This window comes from Enterococcus sp. FR204, from assembly GCF_031143325.1.
Taxonomy (GTDB): domain Bacteria; phylum Bacillota; class Bacilli; order Lactobacillales; family Enterococcaceae; genus Enterococcus_B; species Enterococcus_B faecium.
The window spans coordinates 1-17,450 of record NZ_JAKZIW010000044.1 but is presented as its reverse complement, the minus strand read 5'-3'; the positions used below and the strand labels follow the sequence as shown (position 1 = coordinate 17,450).

Below are 17,450 nucleotides of genomic sequence, written 5' to 3'. Positions count from 1 at the left end.
TATTTTTGTTACTCGCTTTGTTCTCTCGTAAAAATTGATGTCTACCATCAATTTGATTTACAGATAAAATTAAGCTTTTACAACGTTTGCAGCTTGTGGGCCGCGGTCTGATTCTTCAACGTCGAAAGTCACTGCTTGACCTTCTTCTAATGTTTTGAATCCGTCACCTTGGATAGCTGAGAAGTGAACGAATACGTCGCTTCCATCTTCACGTGAGATAAATCCAAATCCTTTTTCAGCGTTGAACCATTTTACTGTTCCGTTTTCCATAATAATATCCTCCTCGTGCCAAAAGCACTAATTTAAATTGTAACATTGCTCGTGTACGATAGAGGTGCAACAGATGTTTCAACTTCTATTCCCAAACAAAATTACAATATAATTGTACACTTGCTTCATTTTTTTTGCAAGAAAGCAACTTACTTCTCTTCCATCATTCCTTCTTCTCTCAAACTAAAATATCGTTTGCGTCCGATGATCAAGTGGTCCAGTACAGTGATCCCCATCATTTCTCCACACTTTTGTATCCTTTTGGTAAAATTCATATCCTGCTGCGATGGAATAACATTACCAGAAGGATGATTATGCGCTAAAACGATCCTTGCTGCACAATAACGTACAGCATAATGGAAAATTTCTCTAGGATGAGCGACTGACTGATTCAGCGAACCGATGAACACTGTTTTTTTTAAGATCACTTGATTCTTCGTGTCCAAATAAATACAAACCAAATGTTCTTGTTTGTGATCTTTCATTTCCAGAATCAATTGCTGGGCCAATTCGTAGCTGGTACGAACCGGTGGAGCCGCTCTTTCATGATCCGTCTGAATTCGTCGACCTAATTCGATCAAGGCTTTGATTTCGATTGCTTTCACGCGTCCTATCCCTCGAATCTCTTCTAACTCATGCAAAGTAGCCTGTCGTAAAGAGGCCAGTCCTCCAAACGTTTTTAACAGATTTCCAGCAATCGACATCACACTATAAGGGTGTTGACCGGTACGCAGTAAGATTGCCAAAAGCTCCTGATCCTATAAAGCTTCAGCGCCATAAATTTCCATACGTTCCCTTGGTAAAGAGCTAGTAGGTACTTCTTTGATCAATCGTTTTCCCAAAAAAACATCTCCTTTCTATCTTATCTAAAATAAGATACGAAAAGAGATGGATTTTTATTTTAACAATGCAGGGATTTCATGTAAAGAAGAAACAACCCCAGCTGTTTTTTTGATCAATTCTTGGGATGGTGGAAGCAGATCTGGTACCATGACTACCGGGATCTCAGCCGCAGAAGCTGCTAAAATACCATTTTGTGAATCTTCTAAAATCAATGTTTCTTTCTTCGCTGTACCTAGCTTCTGATTAGCTAACAAGAAAATTTCTGGGTCTGGTTTTGCTCGTTGAACATTTTCTGCAGAAACAATCGTCTCAAATCGTTCAAACAGATTGTTCTTCTTCAATAAAAGTTCAATGACTGCTCGTTGGTTACTGGAAGCGACAACTTTGGGAATCTGATGTTCTTCTAAAAAAGAGAGGAGTTCCAACACACCGGGCTTCATTTGTACCGCTCCTTGCGAAAAACGTTCAAGCGTTTCCTGGTATGAATCATCTATGAATCTTTGTACACTTGTTTTGCCAAATTCCGAGAAAACCATATGATAATTCGCCCATACTTCTTCATCTGAAACACCTAAGAATTTTAAATACAGGTCTTTATCATAAGGAAAACCCATCTTGTCTGCTACTACTTGTGTGGCTTCGTAATACACTAACTCTGTGTCGAACAGCAAACCATCCATGTCAAAAATCACTGCATTATACTTCATGATCTCCTCCTAATTGTATTAATAAATGGCGAACTTCTGAAATGAAATAAAGTGAACCGGTCACAACTAATACGTCTTCATTTGTCATCTTTTCCAATATATCTGCTAATCCGAATTGCCACAATGAAACGATTGATACTCTCTCACTTGCTAAATCTGATACTTCACTTAATTCGATGGCTTTTGGATGTTCAAAGGTCGTCAAATAAATATGGACATTTGGTACTTGCTGCAATCGTTCTAGCATTTCTCTAACATTTTTAGTTCGTAAGGCGGAAAACAAAATGTTGATTTGATATCCTTTGAATTCTTTTTTCAAATTCTCAACAAGCCGGTTCATTGCATGCGTATTATGGGCACCATCTAAAACAACTAATGGCTCGTTACTCAAACGCTCCATTCTTCCTGGCCATCGAGATTTCTTCAATCCCTTCAAAACATCTTTTTCTCGGAAAGGCAGCTTTTCCAATTGACAGTAAACAAAATACAATTCGATGGCTACTCCTGCATTTTCAGCTTGATGTTGCCCTAAAAGCGGAGTGGTTAATTGAAGGATCTTTCCTATTTCATTAAAAAATTCAAATACTTCTCCCCACATCTCATCAGGATGCAGATAGTTTATTTTATAATTTTCCCCGTATACATAAAGCGGTGCATTTTTTGCTTTAGCTGTTTGTTGGATGACAGTAAAAGCTTCTGGGGCAATATTTCCTGTTACTACTGGAACGCCTTGTTTGATGATTCCAGCTTTTTGTGCAGCGATTTCTTCAATTGTATCTCCAAGTATTTCGGTATGATCAAGTCCAATCGTTGTTATTCCCGTCAGCATTGGTACAGCTACATTGGTAGAATCCAATAAGCCGCCTAATCCAACTTCGATAATCGCTACGTCCACTTTCTTCATCAAAAAATAATCAAATGCCATTGCTGTTAATGTCTCGAATTCAGTAATACCAGCTACTGCTTCAAATTGATCAAGTTGTTTGATCAGTGGCTGATATTTTTTTACAAGCTGGATCAAATCATTGTCTGGGATGCTTTTGCCATTGATTGCGATCCGTTCATTGAACGTTTCGATATAAGGTGAAGTAAATGTACCTACTGTCAGCCCAGCCTCTTCTAATAGGCTTCTCAAATAAGCTACAGTAGAACCTTTTCCGTTTGTTCCAGCGATATGGATCGTTTTTACTTTTCTCTCTGGATGCCCTACCACTTCTAATAAAGCTTCGACTCGGTCAAGGCTAGGACGTGAACCAAATGGTAATCGACTATGGATCCATTCTATTGCTTCTTCAATCGTCATCAACAATTCCCCCATTTCTCTTTTATTATAACAAATAGAACACATAAGAAAAATAAAAGTATGACAAAGAGAAAAGAAACAGAGAGAGGAACGATTTTATCAACTACTTTATTGACTCTTGATACATGATCCATCTCCCTCCTTCTCCTACATAATAAGAGTAGACTAAAAAAGAGATGTGACAAAATTTATGTCACATCTCCTTATGAATCGAAGCTAAGAGTGAGGCTCAAACTCTTTCCTGTAACGATGTTCAATCAGCTAGCTTTTAGTAATAGCTAGCTGATTTCACACTCTCTTTTTCTATTCTTATTGAATAGTACGCAAACTTTCGATTCGTTCTTTGACAGCCGTTTGCTTCTCTAAATAATCTTTTTCTTTTGCACGCTCTGCCTCTACTACTTCTTCCGGCGCGTTAGAAACAAAACGTTCATTAGAAAGTTTTCCTTGGACACGTTTTACTTCGCTTGTCCACTTTTCCAGTTCTTTTTCTAATCGTTTGATTTCTTCTTCAATATTGATCAATCCTGCTAACGGCAAGAAGATTTCTGCACCTGTCAGAACAGCTGACATCGCTAGATCTGGCGCAGTGATCTCACTTGATATCGTCAACTCTTCGGGATTACAGAAGCGTTCGATATAGCTTGTATTTTCAACTAAAAATTGATCGATTTTAGCATCGTTTGTTTTAATTAGCAATGTAATTGGTTTAGACAATGGTGTATTCACTTCTGAACGAATATTTCGAACGGCTCGAATCAATTCTTTCAATACTTCCATCCCTTTAGAAGCTGTTTCATCATCAAACTCTGGACGTACAACAGGATATTCTGCCACTACTAGAGAATTTCCCTGATGAGGAATATGTTCCCATATTTCTTCTGTAACGAATGGCATGATTGGATGCAATAAACGTAGGATCTGATCAAGTGTATGAACTAAGATGCTACGGGTGGTTTGTTTTGAAACAGCATCATCTCCATAAAGTACTTCTTTACTCATTTCGATGTACCAGTCACAAAAATCATCCCAGATAAAGTTATACAGTTGTCGACCTGCTTCACCAAATTCAAAACGATCAAATAGCTCAGTTACTCGTTCGATCGTTTCATTCAAACGAGTAAGGATCCACCGGTCAGCCACTGATTTTTCTCCAGATAAATCGATCTCTTCTACGGTCATTCCTTCGATATTCATGATAACGAAACGTGAAGCATTCCAGATTTTGTTGATAAAGTTCCAAGAAGCATCCATTTTTTCATAGCTGAAGCGGACATCTTGTCCTGGTGCAGAACCATTCGATAAGAACCAGCGGAGAGCATCTGCTCCATACTTTTCGATTACTTCCATCGGATCGATTCCATTACCTAATGATTTACTCATCTTCCGCCCTTGTTCGTCACGGCTCAATCCATGAATCAAGACATTCTCAAATGGACGTTCGCCAGTAAATTCCAAGCTTTGGAAAATCATTCTGCTTACCCAGAAGAAAATGATGTCATAACCGGTTACTAAAGTGCTAGTAGGGAAGTATCGCTTATAATCTTCGCTTTCCGTATTTGGCCAGCCCATTGTTGAGAAAGGCCACAAAGCTGAACTAAACCAAGTGTCTAAAACATCAGGATCTTGTACCCAGTTTTCACTATCCGCTGGTGCTTCCATCCCTACATACATTTCGCCTGTTTCTTTGTGATACCATGCAGGAATTTGATGTCCCCACCATAATTGTCGTGAGATTACCCAATCATGGACATTTTCCATCCAACGTAAAAACGTTTGATTGAATCTTGGAGGGAAGAATTCCACTGCTTGATCTGTTTCTTGGTTATCAATGGCTTTTTTCGCTAACGGCGCCATTTTTACAAACCATTGAGTAGACAGCCGAGGTTCAACAACGACACCTGTCCGCTCGGAATGACCCACACTGTGGATCATCGTATCGATTTTAATCAATCGACCGATTTCTTTCAGATCTTGCACGATTGCTTTACGAGCAGCAAAACGATCCATTCCAGCATATTTTCCTGCTAGTTCATTCATCGTACCATCATCATCCATAACATTTACGCGTGGAAGATCATGACGATTACCTACCTCAAAGTCGTTTGGATCATGTGCTGGAGTGATTTTTACTACACCTGTCCCGAATTCCATATCTACATATTCATCTGCAATGATTGGGATTTCTTTATTGACTAAAGGTAGAATCACTTTTTTGCCGATGAGCGCTTGATAACGCTCGTCTTCTGGATGAACAGCAATCGCCGTATCTCCCAACATCGTTTCTGGACGGGTTGTCGCAATTTCTACTACGCCTGATCCATCTGCTAGTTCATAGCTCATATGATAAAAGGCGCCTTCGATATCTTTATGAATAACTTCGATATCAGATAGAGCTGTTCGTGCTTGAGGATCCCAGTTGATGATATATTCACCACGATAAATCAAACCTTTTTCGTATAAGGTAACAAAAACTTTACGTACTGCTTCAGATAATCCATCATCTAATGTAAAACGTTCCCTACTGTAATCTAAAGATAAGCCCATTTTAGCCCACTGTTCGCGGATGTGGCTCGCATACTCTTCTTTCCATTCCCACACTTGATCGATGAACTTTTCACGACCTAGATCATAACGAGAAATACCTTGCTCTCTAAGCTTCGCTTCTACTTTTGCTTGTGTCGCGATTCCTGCATGGTCCATACCAGGCAGCCATAAAGTATCATATCCTTGCATTCTCTTTTGACGAATCAGCATATCTTGCAAGGTCGTATCCCAAGCATGCCCTAAATGAAGTTTTCCAGTAACATTTGGGGGCGGGATTACGATTGAATAAGGTTTTGCTTTTTTATCTCCGCTCGGTTTAAACAAATCTTGTTCTAACCAATGCTGATAACGTCCAGCTTCAACTTCTTGCGGATTATATTTTGTTGATAGGTTATTTTCTTCCGTCATGCTGTTTTCCTCCTTTAAACTAAAAAACGTCCTAAAATACTTTCGTATTCTAGGACGTATGATTTACGCGGTACCACCTAAATTGCAATAATCAATCATTATTGCCTCTCAAGTGAGTTAACGATCACGACTCGTCTATCTCTACTCCATTCAAGACAGAAACTCCCAAGCTACCTTCACTGGTTGTCATTGAGAACCTTTCAGCAGATAGTTCTCTCTCTAAGAATGAATGTGCCAGTTACTCCTCTTGTTCAGCGTTATGCTTCATTCTACAATGGTTTTTTTTTTTAGTCAACAAGTGGTCGTGAAAAAACCACTTCATTTAGTACTAAAAAATTTTTGAAAGAATTACGACGAGTTCTCGCAAGATCAATAAGCCTACTCAAATTTTCCTAAGAAAAAACTTCTGAGTAATTCTCATCAAAGTAAATAAGCGTCTGCAACTCGGTTGTCAAATCAATATATTGAACATTGACATAAGCTGGGACAGTTACTCTGTCAGGCGCAAAATTAAGTATAGCGGTTACATTTCCTTTGACAATTTCATCAATAGCAGATTGTGAATATTTACTTGGTACCGTAGAGATTGCTACTGTCACATTTTTTGCTTTGGCTATCTCCGCGAAACGATCAATCGGATAGATCATTTCTCCATCAATTACTCGATTGATCAGTGCTGGATCATTATCAAAGACGCACACGATATTTAGATTTTCATTTCTTCTAAAATTGTTGTGTTTCAATGCTTTGCCAAGATTTCCATATCCTACTAATGCGATTCGTTTTTCTTCTTTAGTATTAAGGATATTATTGAATACATCGATAAGGAAAGGGACATCATAGCCATATCCGCTTCTGCCTAGCTCGCCTAATTGCGAGAAGTCTCTGCGGATCGTTGCAGAAGGAATTTGGGTGATTTCGCTAAACTCATTTGATTTGATTCTACTTATGCCTGAGTCATCCAGCATCTTCAAGTAGCGTAAATATAAAGGTAATCTTTTCGCAGTTGCTTTTGGCAGTGTATCTGTTTTTTCTCTCATAACGACGCTCCTTGTTAATAATTTCACATATTTAGTGTAACATGTTTCTAACCCGGGAGCAAGGTTACAAGTAGGAAGGAAAAGGGTGTGAGACAAATAAAACGGAACTGTGACAAAAGTCTTGTCGCAGTTCCTTTTTCCGAATAAACGGTGTTCCAGAAGTAACTTCTTCGGAAATAAGCCGAAATTTCACAAAAATTTGAAAAGCAATTTTCGTAAATTCCTTCTTATTTCTTGAAGCTGCCCACTTCTGTCACAACCTCGCTATTTCATGGGAAATTCTCTTTTTTATATCATTTATCAACTGTAGCTTGATCTCTAAATAAAATTTTATTTTTCAGTTAGTAAAAAAGAACCGGCTTTTCCATAACTTCTTGATAAATGGTATTCAATCAGCTAATCTTCGACATTAGTTCAAAAACGGTAAAATACATGGAGCTATTTTTTCGTTTTGTTTCTCTAATACTCTGGTCAAAACACTATTTTCATAACCTCTTATAGCAATTCTGAAAATTCTTCAGTTTTTTCATTAGACGATTCTGCTTGTATCTCTTCCATCTTCAAGCCAGCTAGTGCTCGTTGGATCATTTCATCTATTGCTAAACGCTCTTCATATTGATGGACCTTTTCCAGTTGAGGGCGTGTTTTTGGCTGTGGAGGAGCAAAAATCGTACAGCAATCTTCAAAAGGCTGGATAGAAAGATTAAATGTATCGATCTGTTCTGCTACTTCAATGATTTCAAGTTTATCCATTGTCGCTACAGGCCGAATGATTGGCGTATTCGTTACTTCATTGATAGCCACCATACTTTGCAAAGTTTGTGAAGCCACTTGACCTAATGATTCACCATTCAAAATGACTAAACCATGACGAATACGGCGAATTTCATCGGTCAAACGCAACATCATTCGACGAGTAATTGTCATCCAATATCCTTGTGGCACTGACTTTTTGATTTCTTCTTGAATCTCGGTAAATGGCACTTCGATAAAATGGATCGTTCCCACATAAGGTGCTAGTTTGGCTGTTAGATCTTTTGCTTTTTGCAGTGCTTGTTCACTTGTATACGGCGGACTAGCAAAATGAACAGCTTCAATTTCCACTCCCCGCTTCATGGCAAAGTACCCTGCTACAGGAGAATCAATCCCCCCAGAAAGCATAAGCATTCCTTTTCCGCTTGTTCCTACGGGCAATCCTCCAGCTCCCTTGATCGTTTCATACGATAGATAAGCGCCATCACGCCGAATCTCTACACGTAATGGAATATCTGGTTGACGCATTTGAACTTGGATATGCGGGAAAATATCAAAAACAGCATTACCTAATGTTTGATTCAATTCATTACTTGTCAATTCAAATTGGTGATCGCTTCTTTTAGCGATAATTTTAAATGTTTCTTTCCCAGTATAAATTTCTTTCATGATGTCTTGAACAGCTTGTTTTAAAACTTCGACATCTTTTTCTACACGAATACTTGGAGAAAAATTTTGGATCCCAAATATTTTTGCTAGTTTTGGAATAACTAGCTGCCCGTCTGCGCCATTCAATAAAAGATGCATCCGGTCCCGATCAGCATGGATTTTGATTTCTGGAAAGTCTTTCAAAGCTTGTCTGACATTTTGTGCTAGTTGCATGATAAAGCTTTTTCGATTCTTTCCTTTTGTCGAAAGTTCCCCATAACGGACCATAATTTCACTGTATTTCACAAGAACACTCCTCTTTTAATTGATTGCAGAAAATTTCTTATAAAGCTGCTTGAAAATAATCATAAATTGCTCGACTTCTGCAAGCGAATTGTTTTCATCTAAGCTGATTCGAACAGCAGATGTAGCCAGATCATTTGGTACATGCATTGCGTGCAATGTACTGCTTGCCATATGTTTACGTGAGGAGCAGGCACTAGTAGTAGAAACAAATATTTGTTTTTCTTCTAAGGCATGGACGAGAACTTCGCCGCGAATTCCTTTTAGAGCAAAACATAAAATATGCGGTGCATAGTCAGTTCCTTCTGAAAAAATCGTCACTTTCTCATACGTCTTCAACGCATTGATTAGAGCTACTTTTAAGCGTTGTGTCTGCTCAGGTTTTTGTTCCTTTATCTCTAATGATAAACGTAAAGCTTTAGCCATAGCCACAATCCCTGGAACATTTTCTGTCCCACTTCGCTGATTCCTTTCCTGTCCTCCACCTGTCAGTAATGGTGCTAAACGACGACCCTTTTTCCAATAAATGAAACCAGTTCCCCGTGGGCCATGGAATTTGTGAGCTGAAAATGTTGCAAAATCAACTCTTTCTGTCAACCATTGCGAGAATGGTACTTTTCCAATCGCCTGAACAGCATCTACATGGAAATGAATTTTAGGAAAATCATCCAAAAGATCACTGATTTCCTGGATGGGCTGAATCGATCCTACTTCATTATTCACAGCCATAACAGAGACTAATACTGTCTCTTTTCTTATTAATTCTTTCAATTCGTCGACACGTACAAATCCGCGTTTATCCACTGGGGCGATACTTACTTCGATTCCTAATTCTTTTAATTGTTCTGCTGTCTCGCTGACGGCCGGATGTTCGACTCCTGAAATGATCATATGATTCCCATATTCTCTTTTTTCGATCATCGTTCCTTTTAATACCCAGTTATCTCCTTCTGTTCCGCCTGAAGTAAAATAGATTTCTTCTGGTTCTACATGGATCAAATCAGCGATCTGCTTTCTTGCTTGCTGCAACAACCGGTTAGCTTGATTGCCTAAATCATGCAAGCTTGATGGATTCCCAATAATCCGCTGACTGGTTTTTACATATGCATCTAAGCTTTGCGGAAAGATTGGGGTTGTTGCACTGTTATCAAAATATATCATAAGAAACCCCTCTTTCTTGAAATTCTTTTCTATTATAACGGTTGTCCAAGGTGCTTTCAAGAGCAGGTGAAATTTTCACTTGTTTCAATTTTCAAATATACAAAAAAAGACAAGAACAAGACAATAATCCGTCTTGCTCTTGCTGGTTTACTAACTTTTTTGCTTTATACTAAGTCTGGATGATTAAAATAAAAATCTTCGATGCGTTTGAAAGCACCTGGTTCTACTCGCTCTAATGCTGTACCGATTTCGTCTAATGCTTCTTGATAGTGATATTCTTTATTGAATAAATAGTAGCTTTTATCAATTGCTTCTCTCACTTCTTCGTGTGTATGACGATAACGATTTGCATATTGGAGCATTTGCTCCGTTAATGCTGCTGCATCTACTAAATCATGTGTCTTCTTATCTAATAATTCTAGATCTTCTTCACATAGAGCAACTAAACGATTGACCTCTTCCATGTTTACTCGAATTTTATTCAAGACAACACTTAGTTCTTCAATACGGTCAGTAGCAACAAAAAAGAATTCTAGGTAATCATTCGGCAAGCCAGGCAAACGTTGTTTTTCTACAAAACGTTTCAAACTGCGCAATTTGAATTCGAATGTATCGATCTTTTCTTGCGCTTCTTTTTCGCCTTTTCTCAATTCATGTAATGAGTCGTCGATCTCTACTTGTTGCTTTTCGATATCTTCTAAGACTTTGAAGACTGTTTTATAGAACGTGCGCACTTCTGAATAAGGAATTTCGTGTTGACGGATCTGTAGAATCATCTGTTCATTTTGACGTTCCATTTCTTCCACTTCGGTTTGGAAACCTCGTACACGGCCAATTTCATTGTGGTTCAATGTATAGCTTTGAGATGTGTGATCCAGCTCAATCAATAATTGACGGTTATTCTTTGTTGTATGTTTGATATACTCTGCAATCGTTGATTGGTTAGTTTTTACATATCTCTGAGCTTCCATTTCCCGTTCTAAGATATCATATAACGAATCAATCAAATCAGCTGTTTCACGGTTTTCAAATTCGACCGTTTCAACTTCTGTTTTTTCAAGATTGGCTAATGAATTTTCAATTCTTCGACTTACTTTTGCGATATCTTCAGCAAGATCTTCTTCTGGGAATACATATTGTTCTTCCATCAATTTCTCGTAAGTATCACTGATTTCTTCAAGTTGTTCAGGGAAAGTGGTATGGAGCTCCTCATACAGCGGTGGAATTTTTTTCATCAGAGCTTCCACTTCATACGTATGTTTTTCTGCTTTATCCAAAACCTCGCGGGCTTCAACAGGGTCTCCAGAAGTGTTTAAAGTCACAAACTGCGTAAATTCTTTTTCGATCACTTTGATCTGTTTTTGCAATTCAAAAAGAGCTGGTCCGTATTCATGCTCGTCTTCTCTGACTTTTTCTTTCAGTTCTTCATAGACGTCAAGTGCCTGCTGAACAGCTAGTGAGTTGCGTTCTTCCGTTTCCCGCAATTCCTTTAGACCTTCACGGATTTCCGTCACTTGTTTCTCCATTTGGTCCATTGTAGCTTCTGCTTCAACAACTGCTTTTTTTCCTTTTAAGAACCGAAAACTTTCATTGAGGTTTTCCACTTCGAAAATTTGACTTTCTAGTTCAGCGAACGAGGAAGTAGATATGTCATTCCATTTTTGACTCCATTCACGAAAGGTATTTTGGCTTTGCCCAACCAGATGCATTTTTTTAACATCATCGACTTCTTCAATCACTGGCAAGTCAAATAATTCTTCCTTGCGTTTTTCTAAGGCATCCAATCGATCTTGGTTTTTTTTCTTCATCAAGTAACTAACCAAAAAGACGACAATGGCGACTATAATGATTGCAATGACGATTCCGATGATAACATTATTTCCCATTTATGGTTCCTCCGTTTTCAGTATGCATCTTTTATGCAACAGATGGCGTTCTGCTTGGCATAAATCCAAATAATACGTCTCTCGTGCAAAAGACATCTATTCTAGATTATAGCATACTATTTTCATGCATTCACTAACTTAAACGAAAATCTTTTGTTTTTCCATCGTATAAAGATAACAAAAATAGTGAAACTCTGATCACTCTTTTTCATTTGTGCACATGCCTATATCAGCGGATTTTTTCTTAGCAATCGCTTCTTGAATCTGACGTTGGATTTCTGCCGCGATTTTAGGTTCTGGAGCATATTCCATCTGCCAGTTTTCAGGTTTCAACACTTTATTTGTTACAGGGTCATAATGAGGTTTTCCATCTGGAAATAATTTCCCCATATTTGCCTGATGGACGATTTCGAATATTCGATCAGGCACTATTCCTAGTAATGAAAAAGAACCATAAGTAAAGTAAAGGATATCTGTCAGTGCATCTACTTGTTCAATCAGCGGATCACTTCCCCACTGTGTTTTACCAAGTATTTTTTCTTCTGCTTTATCTAATGCTTCGTGCAGCAGCATAACAGCTTCATGAAGTTGTTCTTTATTAGGTGAAGTAGCTGCAACAAATTCAACAAGTTCTTCTATTTTGAACGCAGCACGTGTATGAGCTTCGTTTTCTGTAAAAGCCGTGGGTATCTCTGGTCTTCTTGGATCAAAAGTTTTGTGGAATGTTTCTACTTTTTGAAAAGGTGTCTCTGCTTCCATACTGATTTTTTCCTTCTTTCATTGACTAATAAATCAGACCGAAGTGTTTCAGTCCTTCGTATATCCCATCTTCTTCATTTGATTGAGTCACAAAGTCTGCAGCATGTTTTACTTCGATCTGAGCATTCCCCATGGCCACTCCAATTCCTACACCTTTCAGCATCTCGATATCATTGTAATGATCGCCGAATGCCATAATTTCTTCCATTTCAATTCCGACAGCATTTGCGAAAGCTTGGATACCTAGTAATTTTGAACCACCTTTTGGGATGATATCTACAGTATACGTATTTGAACGCTGAAACGTACACTCGGGAAAGCGATGTTCTAACTTTTTCTGTTCTGACTCCGGACTGAGCAATATACATTGATAAATTGGTTCTTTTAATATCTCTAACGTTTCATAACGATCCTTTTGTCGGTGAGGGCTAAAAACCTGGAGGATTTTTTTCATCAGACGTACCGGGAATTTACGCGGTAAAAAGCTGACTAGTCGCTTGATAAAAATCGATTGTCCTAATAGCATCGTCGTTGATCCATCTAACCGATTTCTCGCACCAAAAACGATTTGTCGATGGTTCTCATCTGCAAATTCAACAATATGTTCCAATACTTTTTGTTCAAAAGGGTGGTCGATAATCGTGCGATCTGCAGTAAAAACAAGTTGACCATTATACACGACATACATATCTAATTCCAATTCATCAATGATTTCTTTGATCTTTACTGGGCTGCGCCCCGTTGCTACACCGCATAAAATGCCGTTTTTCCGAGCATATTCAATTGCTTGTTTTGTTGATTCCAACGCTTTTGAACGATTGGTGACCAATGTTCCGTCAATATCAAAAAAAATAGCTTTGATCATAGACTTCGCCCCTTTCTTGAATAAAATAAGCCCTTAAAACAGATCCATTTGGGTTGGATTGAGTCCATCTGGCTTGATATTTAATATTTTTTGCAGTGCTAATGCATTTTCAGCCGCATCACCACCAGAATTGTTATTAAAAATCACACCTACCTCTTTTGTCTTAGAATCAACTACTTTGACTTCATGTGCTAGTTCTTGCAGTTCTTTTTCTGAATAACGATATAACGTTCTTTTTTTACGCCACTCTTTATCATTTGCTTGCCATCCTTGCGCATTCCTACCATGGAATCGAAAAAGAGCAAAGTTCGGATTGGTGACAAATGGATCAAAAGGAATCGTTGTATTCAGCAACTGTGGCTCATCGATGATGGCTAAAGAAAAAGCGGCTTTAGACATAAAGTTTCTTGTACGTTCAAGAAATTCATCGCTGTACCAAGAATAATCCCGCAATTCTATAGAAACAGGATAACCCTCAAACCACTTTCTAAGTTTGCGCAAGTACTGGACATTTTCTTTCGTACATTTGAATGATGAGGGGAATTGGACTAAAAAGCAAAACATCTTTCCAGCATCTACCATCGGCGACATAACATCTAAAAAATGCGCAATCATCTCTTCTTCGGTCTGATAATAAGGCTTCCAGTCTCCTTGACCGCTGATTCCTTGATAGACTTTGACTACAAAGCGAAATGATTCAGGTACTTCATTTATCCAATTCTCAACTGAGGACTTTCGGGGAATTCCATAATAGGCAGTATCTAATTCCACTAAGGGTAGAAACCCTGCATATTCATAAAGAGTGTTATTCTTTTTACCAGTTAATTTGTCATGTTCTTTAAACGATGTTAATCCGATTCTGATCATTTCCGGCCACCTTCGTGATTGATTTCCTTGGCTGCTTTCTTGTAAAAGAAACTCAACCAGATACTCCATTGTATTAGGAGGTCAAGGTTGAGTCTTTTCCATTTTAATAAGGTCAGCTTTTTTATGATAAGTTAGGCTATTCGTTATTCTTCACTGATAGCAAAACTCTTTTATATAGTATACAATAAGATTTAACGGCTATGCAAAATTATTCGTAAGGAAGTCTGTAAAATGAAAAAAATACTTGTACTACACACCGGCGGAACGATCGCCATGAAAGAAAACATGCTCACGGGCGGTGTTAGTCCTGATGTGGCAAACCCATTATTAGATGCAGAAATCACAATCCCCAAGCATGTAGAATTATTAGTTGAAGATATCTTCAATCTTCCCTCACCACACATCATGCCTTCTCACATGTTGGTATTAAAAGAACGTATCTTGTCCGCTTATGCATCAGGTATATCCGGAGTGGTGATCACACACGGTACAGATACATTAGAAGAAACTGCTTTTTTTCTTGATACAACGATTGGCGACAAATTACCAATTGTTTTGACTGGGGCAATGCGTTCAAGTAATGAACTTGGAAGTGACGGCCTTTATAATTTTGAAAGTGCGATTCGTGTCGCAAGTTGTGAAGAAGCGCTAGATAAGGGGGTTTTGGTGGTCATGAACGATGAGATCCATTCTGCACGCTACGTGACAAAGACCCATACCACAAATGTTGCTACTTTCCGAACACCTACATTGGGTCCCATCGGCTTAGTAACTAAGAATCGAATTTTATTCTTGCAGGAACTTTTAGAAACAAAGCGACTGGACATTTCCGCTGTAGATGGGACTATCCCGATCGTTAAAGCATATGCTGGGATGCAAGGGGACTTATTGGAAGCCATCGCCCATACGAAAGTAGACGGTTTGGTAATCGAAGCTTTAGGTGCGGGGAATCTCCCTCCACAAGCCTTAGCTGCTTTGGAAAAGCTTCTTGTCCAAAAAATCCCTGTAGTACTTGTTTCTCGTTGTTTCAATGGAATAGCTGAGCCTGTTTATGATTATGAAGGCGGGGGAAAAGAACTAGAAAAAATGGGGATTATTTTCTGTAACAGTATTAATAGTCAAAAAGCACGTTTAAAACTATTGATTGCTGTAAACTATGGTTTGTCGGGTGAAGAATTGATTTCGTTTATCCAAAACTAAACAATATCTAATAGCTAAACTTAAAAAGAGAGGCTGTGACAAAAATAGCTTCTTCGAAAACTAAGTCGAAAATTTACAAAAATTTGAGAAACAATTTTCGTAAATTTCTTCTTATTCTTGAAGCTGACTCCTTCTGTCACAACCTCTTTTTTATTTATTTTTCCATATAATATTTGCTTCACAATACAGCTGTTCCTGCATTCGGATTTCATGTTTTGTTTTGACACCATTTTCGATAGGGATTTGTTCAAAATGGCTTTCGATCTCATTCCCGTACTCTACTTCTTTATCAAATCGAATAATTACTTTTTCTGGAACATGCGTAGTCAAAAAGTCATATCCTAATACGTCAATGATCCAATTAAAATACATCGCATTATTAACATGCTGATTACTATCGATATCATAAAAACGAACACGATATGGCAACATGAAGCCCGAATCAATCTTTTCAATTTTTTCCTGACGCTTGATTTTCTTGATCTTCTCACTCTCAAAAGGAGCAATGATCTCTTCATTAACACTGCTCATTTTTCGATTCACAAAATCCATCAATACGAAAACAGATTCTATTTTGACTAATTCTTTCCCATCTTCATCATGGATCCAGAAGTTCCGATAACAGAAAAACTTATTGTACTCCATGGCTTGAGTCGTTACTGAGATTACTTCACCGACTCTAGGGAGACGATTAATCTCCATGGAATAATTCGTGATGACCCAAGTAAGTCCAAAGCTATTGACGAATTCACTGCCTCTTCCCAACTGGTCGCTTTGATCTTCAGACGTTTTGATAACTACTCCTAACATCGAAGGAAATGTCATCGTTTGGTTGATGTCACACTCATAATATGAAACTTCATGCTTTTTGGTATATTTTTTTGCCAAAAACACGCCCTCCTCTTAAAAATTTTCTAGTAATTGATCTACTTGGGAACCGTAACTTTCTCCAAACATATTCAAATGTGCCAAAAGATAATATAACTGGTAAATCGGCAGTCGGTCTTTCCATCCCTTTTCTAATGGAAATATAGTTTGATAAGCATCTAAAAATTCCGGTCGGAAACCACCGAATAACTGGCTCATTGCAATATCTTGTTCCCGATTCCCATAAGAAACAGCTGGGTCGACAAAAACTGGATGCCCTTGCTGGTCAAAGAACACATTACCACTCCACAGGTCTCCGTGCAAGAGGCGTGGAGTGATCTTTTTTGGTTCAACCGATTTCAATACACGTTCTTTAAATCGCAGATACTTTTCTTGACGCTGTACATTCCATCGATTCGTTTCTTCTGCCAAAGAAATCTGGGATTCAAGCCGATCTTTAAAGAAAAAAGTCCACCAATCTTCTTCAAAAGAATTTTTCTGAACAAGTGTACCCAAATAGTTATCTTTACGAAAACCAAATTGTGGCGCTGTTTGCTGATGGAGATTAGCTAAAGCTGCAGCAAGATCTCGTTGATCCCCTTTTCCCGGCTCGATCCATTCCATTAACAAATAAGCGCCTTCACTTGTTTCACCTAGCATATACGTATCCGGTACACGTACGAATGCTGACAGTTCTTTTAATCCGTCTACTTCTGCTTCAAAAAATCCTTTTTTTACATTCGGATGGATTTTTAAAAAATAAGCACGATGTTCGGTTTTTATACGATAGGTCTGATTAACATCGCCACCAACAACTGGAATCACTTTACCATTTAATTTCAGATCAGATAAAACAGTTTGGATATCCATGACTTTCCCCCCTACTCCCAATTTTATTCTACTTCGTCATCATATTTTTAATGATAAAAGGATTATTTCCAATCCTTATCCTTTATTTAGAATTATAGCACAGGGACCATAAAAAACAGGGAATGGACTTTAAAGATAAAAAGAGCTGGCTTA

General features: G+C 38.2%; 14 protein-coding genes, 1 pseudogene and 1 other annotated feature. Of the genes and pseudogenes, 1 reads left to right on the top strand and 14 read right to left on the bottom strand.

Going from position 1 to position 17,450, the window contains the following annotated elements; all coding sequences use genetic code 11:
* Positions 1–69 precede the first annotated feature (69 nt).
* The 12 genes and pseudogenes from RG571_RS09815 to RG571_RS09760 all read right to left on the bottom strand — a co-directional run bounded on the left by RG571_RS09815 (position 70) and on the right by RG571_RS09760 (position 14,360).
* Complete coding sequence (locus RG571_RS09815; protein WP_002294067.1) at positions 70–270, bottom strand: cold-shock protein; 201 nt, start codon at positions 268–270, stop codon at positions 70–72.
* Positions 271–419: 149 nt separating this feature from the next.
* Positions 420–1,112: pseudogene (gene radC, locus RG571_RS09810) on the bottom strand (DNA repair protein RadC).
* A gap of 54 nt (positions 1,113–1,166) precedes the next feature.
* A complete protein-coding gene (locus RG571_RS09805; RefSeq protein WP_002339589.1) occupies positions 1,167–1,820 on the bottom strand; it encodes an HAD family phosphatase in 654 nt (217 codons plus the stop codon).
* Positions 1,810–3,123: a folylpolyglutamate synthase/dihydrofolate synthase family protein gene (locus RG571_RS09800; RefSeq protein WP_258430268.1), complete on the bottom strand. Its 1,314-nt coding sequence runs from the start codon at positions 3,121–3,123 to the stop codon at positions 1,810–1,812. Before RG571_RS09800 ends, RG571_RS09805 begins: the two co-directional genes overlap by 11 nt.
* Positions 3,124–3,432: 309 nt before the next feature.
* Entirely contained in the window at positions 3,433–6,078 is a 2,646-nt protein-coding gene (locus tag RG571_RS09795) for a valine--tRNA ligase (RefSeq protein WP_002339587.1), read from the bottom strand.
* Between the two features lie 47 nt (positions 6,079–6,125).
* Positions 6,126–6,342 (bottom strand) — a binding site (T-box leader).
* 128 nt (positions 6,343–6,470) lie between these two features.
* Entirely contained in the window at positions 6,471–7,118 is a 648-nt protein-coding gene (locus tag RG571_RS09790; RefSeq protein WP_002287954.1) for a redox-sensing transcriptional repressor Rex, read from the bottom strand.
* 495 nt (positions 7,119–7,613) lie between these two features.
* Positions 7,614–8,825: a tRNA uracil 4-sulfurtransferase ThiI gene (gene thiI / locus RG571_RS09785; protein WP_002287955.1), complete on the bottom strand. Its 1,212-nt coding sequence runs from the start codon at positions 8,823–8,825 to the stop codon at positions 7,614–7,616.
* A 15-nt stretch (positions 8,826–8,840) separates the two neighbouring features.
* On the bottom strand, positions 8,841–9,983 hold the full coding sequence (locus tag RG571_RS09780; protein WP_002294077.1) for a cysteine desulfurase family protein: 1,143 nt from the start codon (positions 9,981–9,983) through the stop codon (positions 8,841–8,843).
* Positions 9,984–10,147: 164 nt separating this feature from the next.
* Positions 10,148–11,869: a septation ring formation regulator EzrA gene (locus tag RG571_RS09775; RefSeq protein WP_308947503.1), complete on the bottom strand. Its 1,722-nt coding sequence runs from the start codon at positions 11,867–11,869 to the stop codon at positions 10,148–10,150.
* A gap of 198 nt (positions 11,870–12,067) precedes the next feature.
* Entirely contained in the window at positions 12,068–12,628 is a 561-nt protein-coding gene (locus RG571_RS09770; protein ID WP_002298858.1) for a haloacid dehalogenase, read from the bottom strand.
* Between the two features lie 25 nt (positions 12,629–12,653).
* A complete protein-coding gene (locus RG571_RS09765) occupies positions 12,654–13,493 on the bottom strand; it encodes a Cof-type HAD-IIB family hydrolase (protein WP_002294078.1) in 840 nt (279 codons plus the stop codon).
* 33 nt (positions 13,494–13,526) lie between these two features.
* Complete coding sequence (locus RG571_RS09760; RefSeq protein ID WP_002307060.1) at positions 13,527–14,360, bottom strand: DUF72 domain-containing protein; 834 nt, start codon at positions 14,358–14,360, stop codon at positions 13,527–13,529.
* A 231-nt stretch (positions 14,361–14,591) separates the two neighbouring features.
* Here RG571_RS09760 and RG571_RS09755 point away from each other — a divergent pair, with 231 nt between their 5' ends.
* Complete coding sequence (locus RG571_RS09755; protein WP_002298855.1) at positions 14,592–15,560, top strand: asparaginase; 969 nt, start codon at positions 14,592–14,594, stop codon at positions 15,558–15,560.
* Between the two features lie 150 nt (positions 15,561–15,710).
* Here the strand turns inward: RG571_RS09755 and RG571_RS09750 are convergent, their stop codons facing one another.
* Together RG571_RS09750 and RG571_RS09745 are read right to left on the bottom strand one after the other, a co-directional pair.
* On the bottom strand, positions 15,711–16,448 hold the full coding sequence (locus RG571_RS09750; RefSeq protein ID WP_002287962.1) for an acyl-ACP thioesterase domain-containing protein: 738 nt from the start codon (positions 16,446–16,448) through the stop codon (positions 15,711–15,713).
* A 15-nt stretch (positions 16,449–16,463) separates the two neighbouring features.
* Positions 16,464–17,297, bottom strand: coding sequence for a fructosamine kinase family protein (locus RG571_RS09745; protein WP_002287963.1), 834 nt, complete (start codon positions 17,295–17,297; stop codon positions 16,464–16,466).
* Positions 17,298–17,450 lie beyond the last annotated feature (153 nt).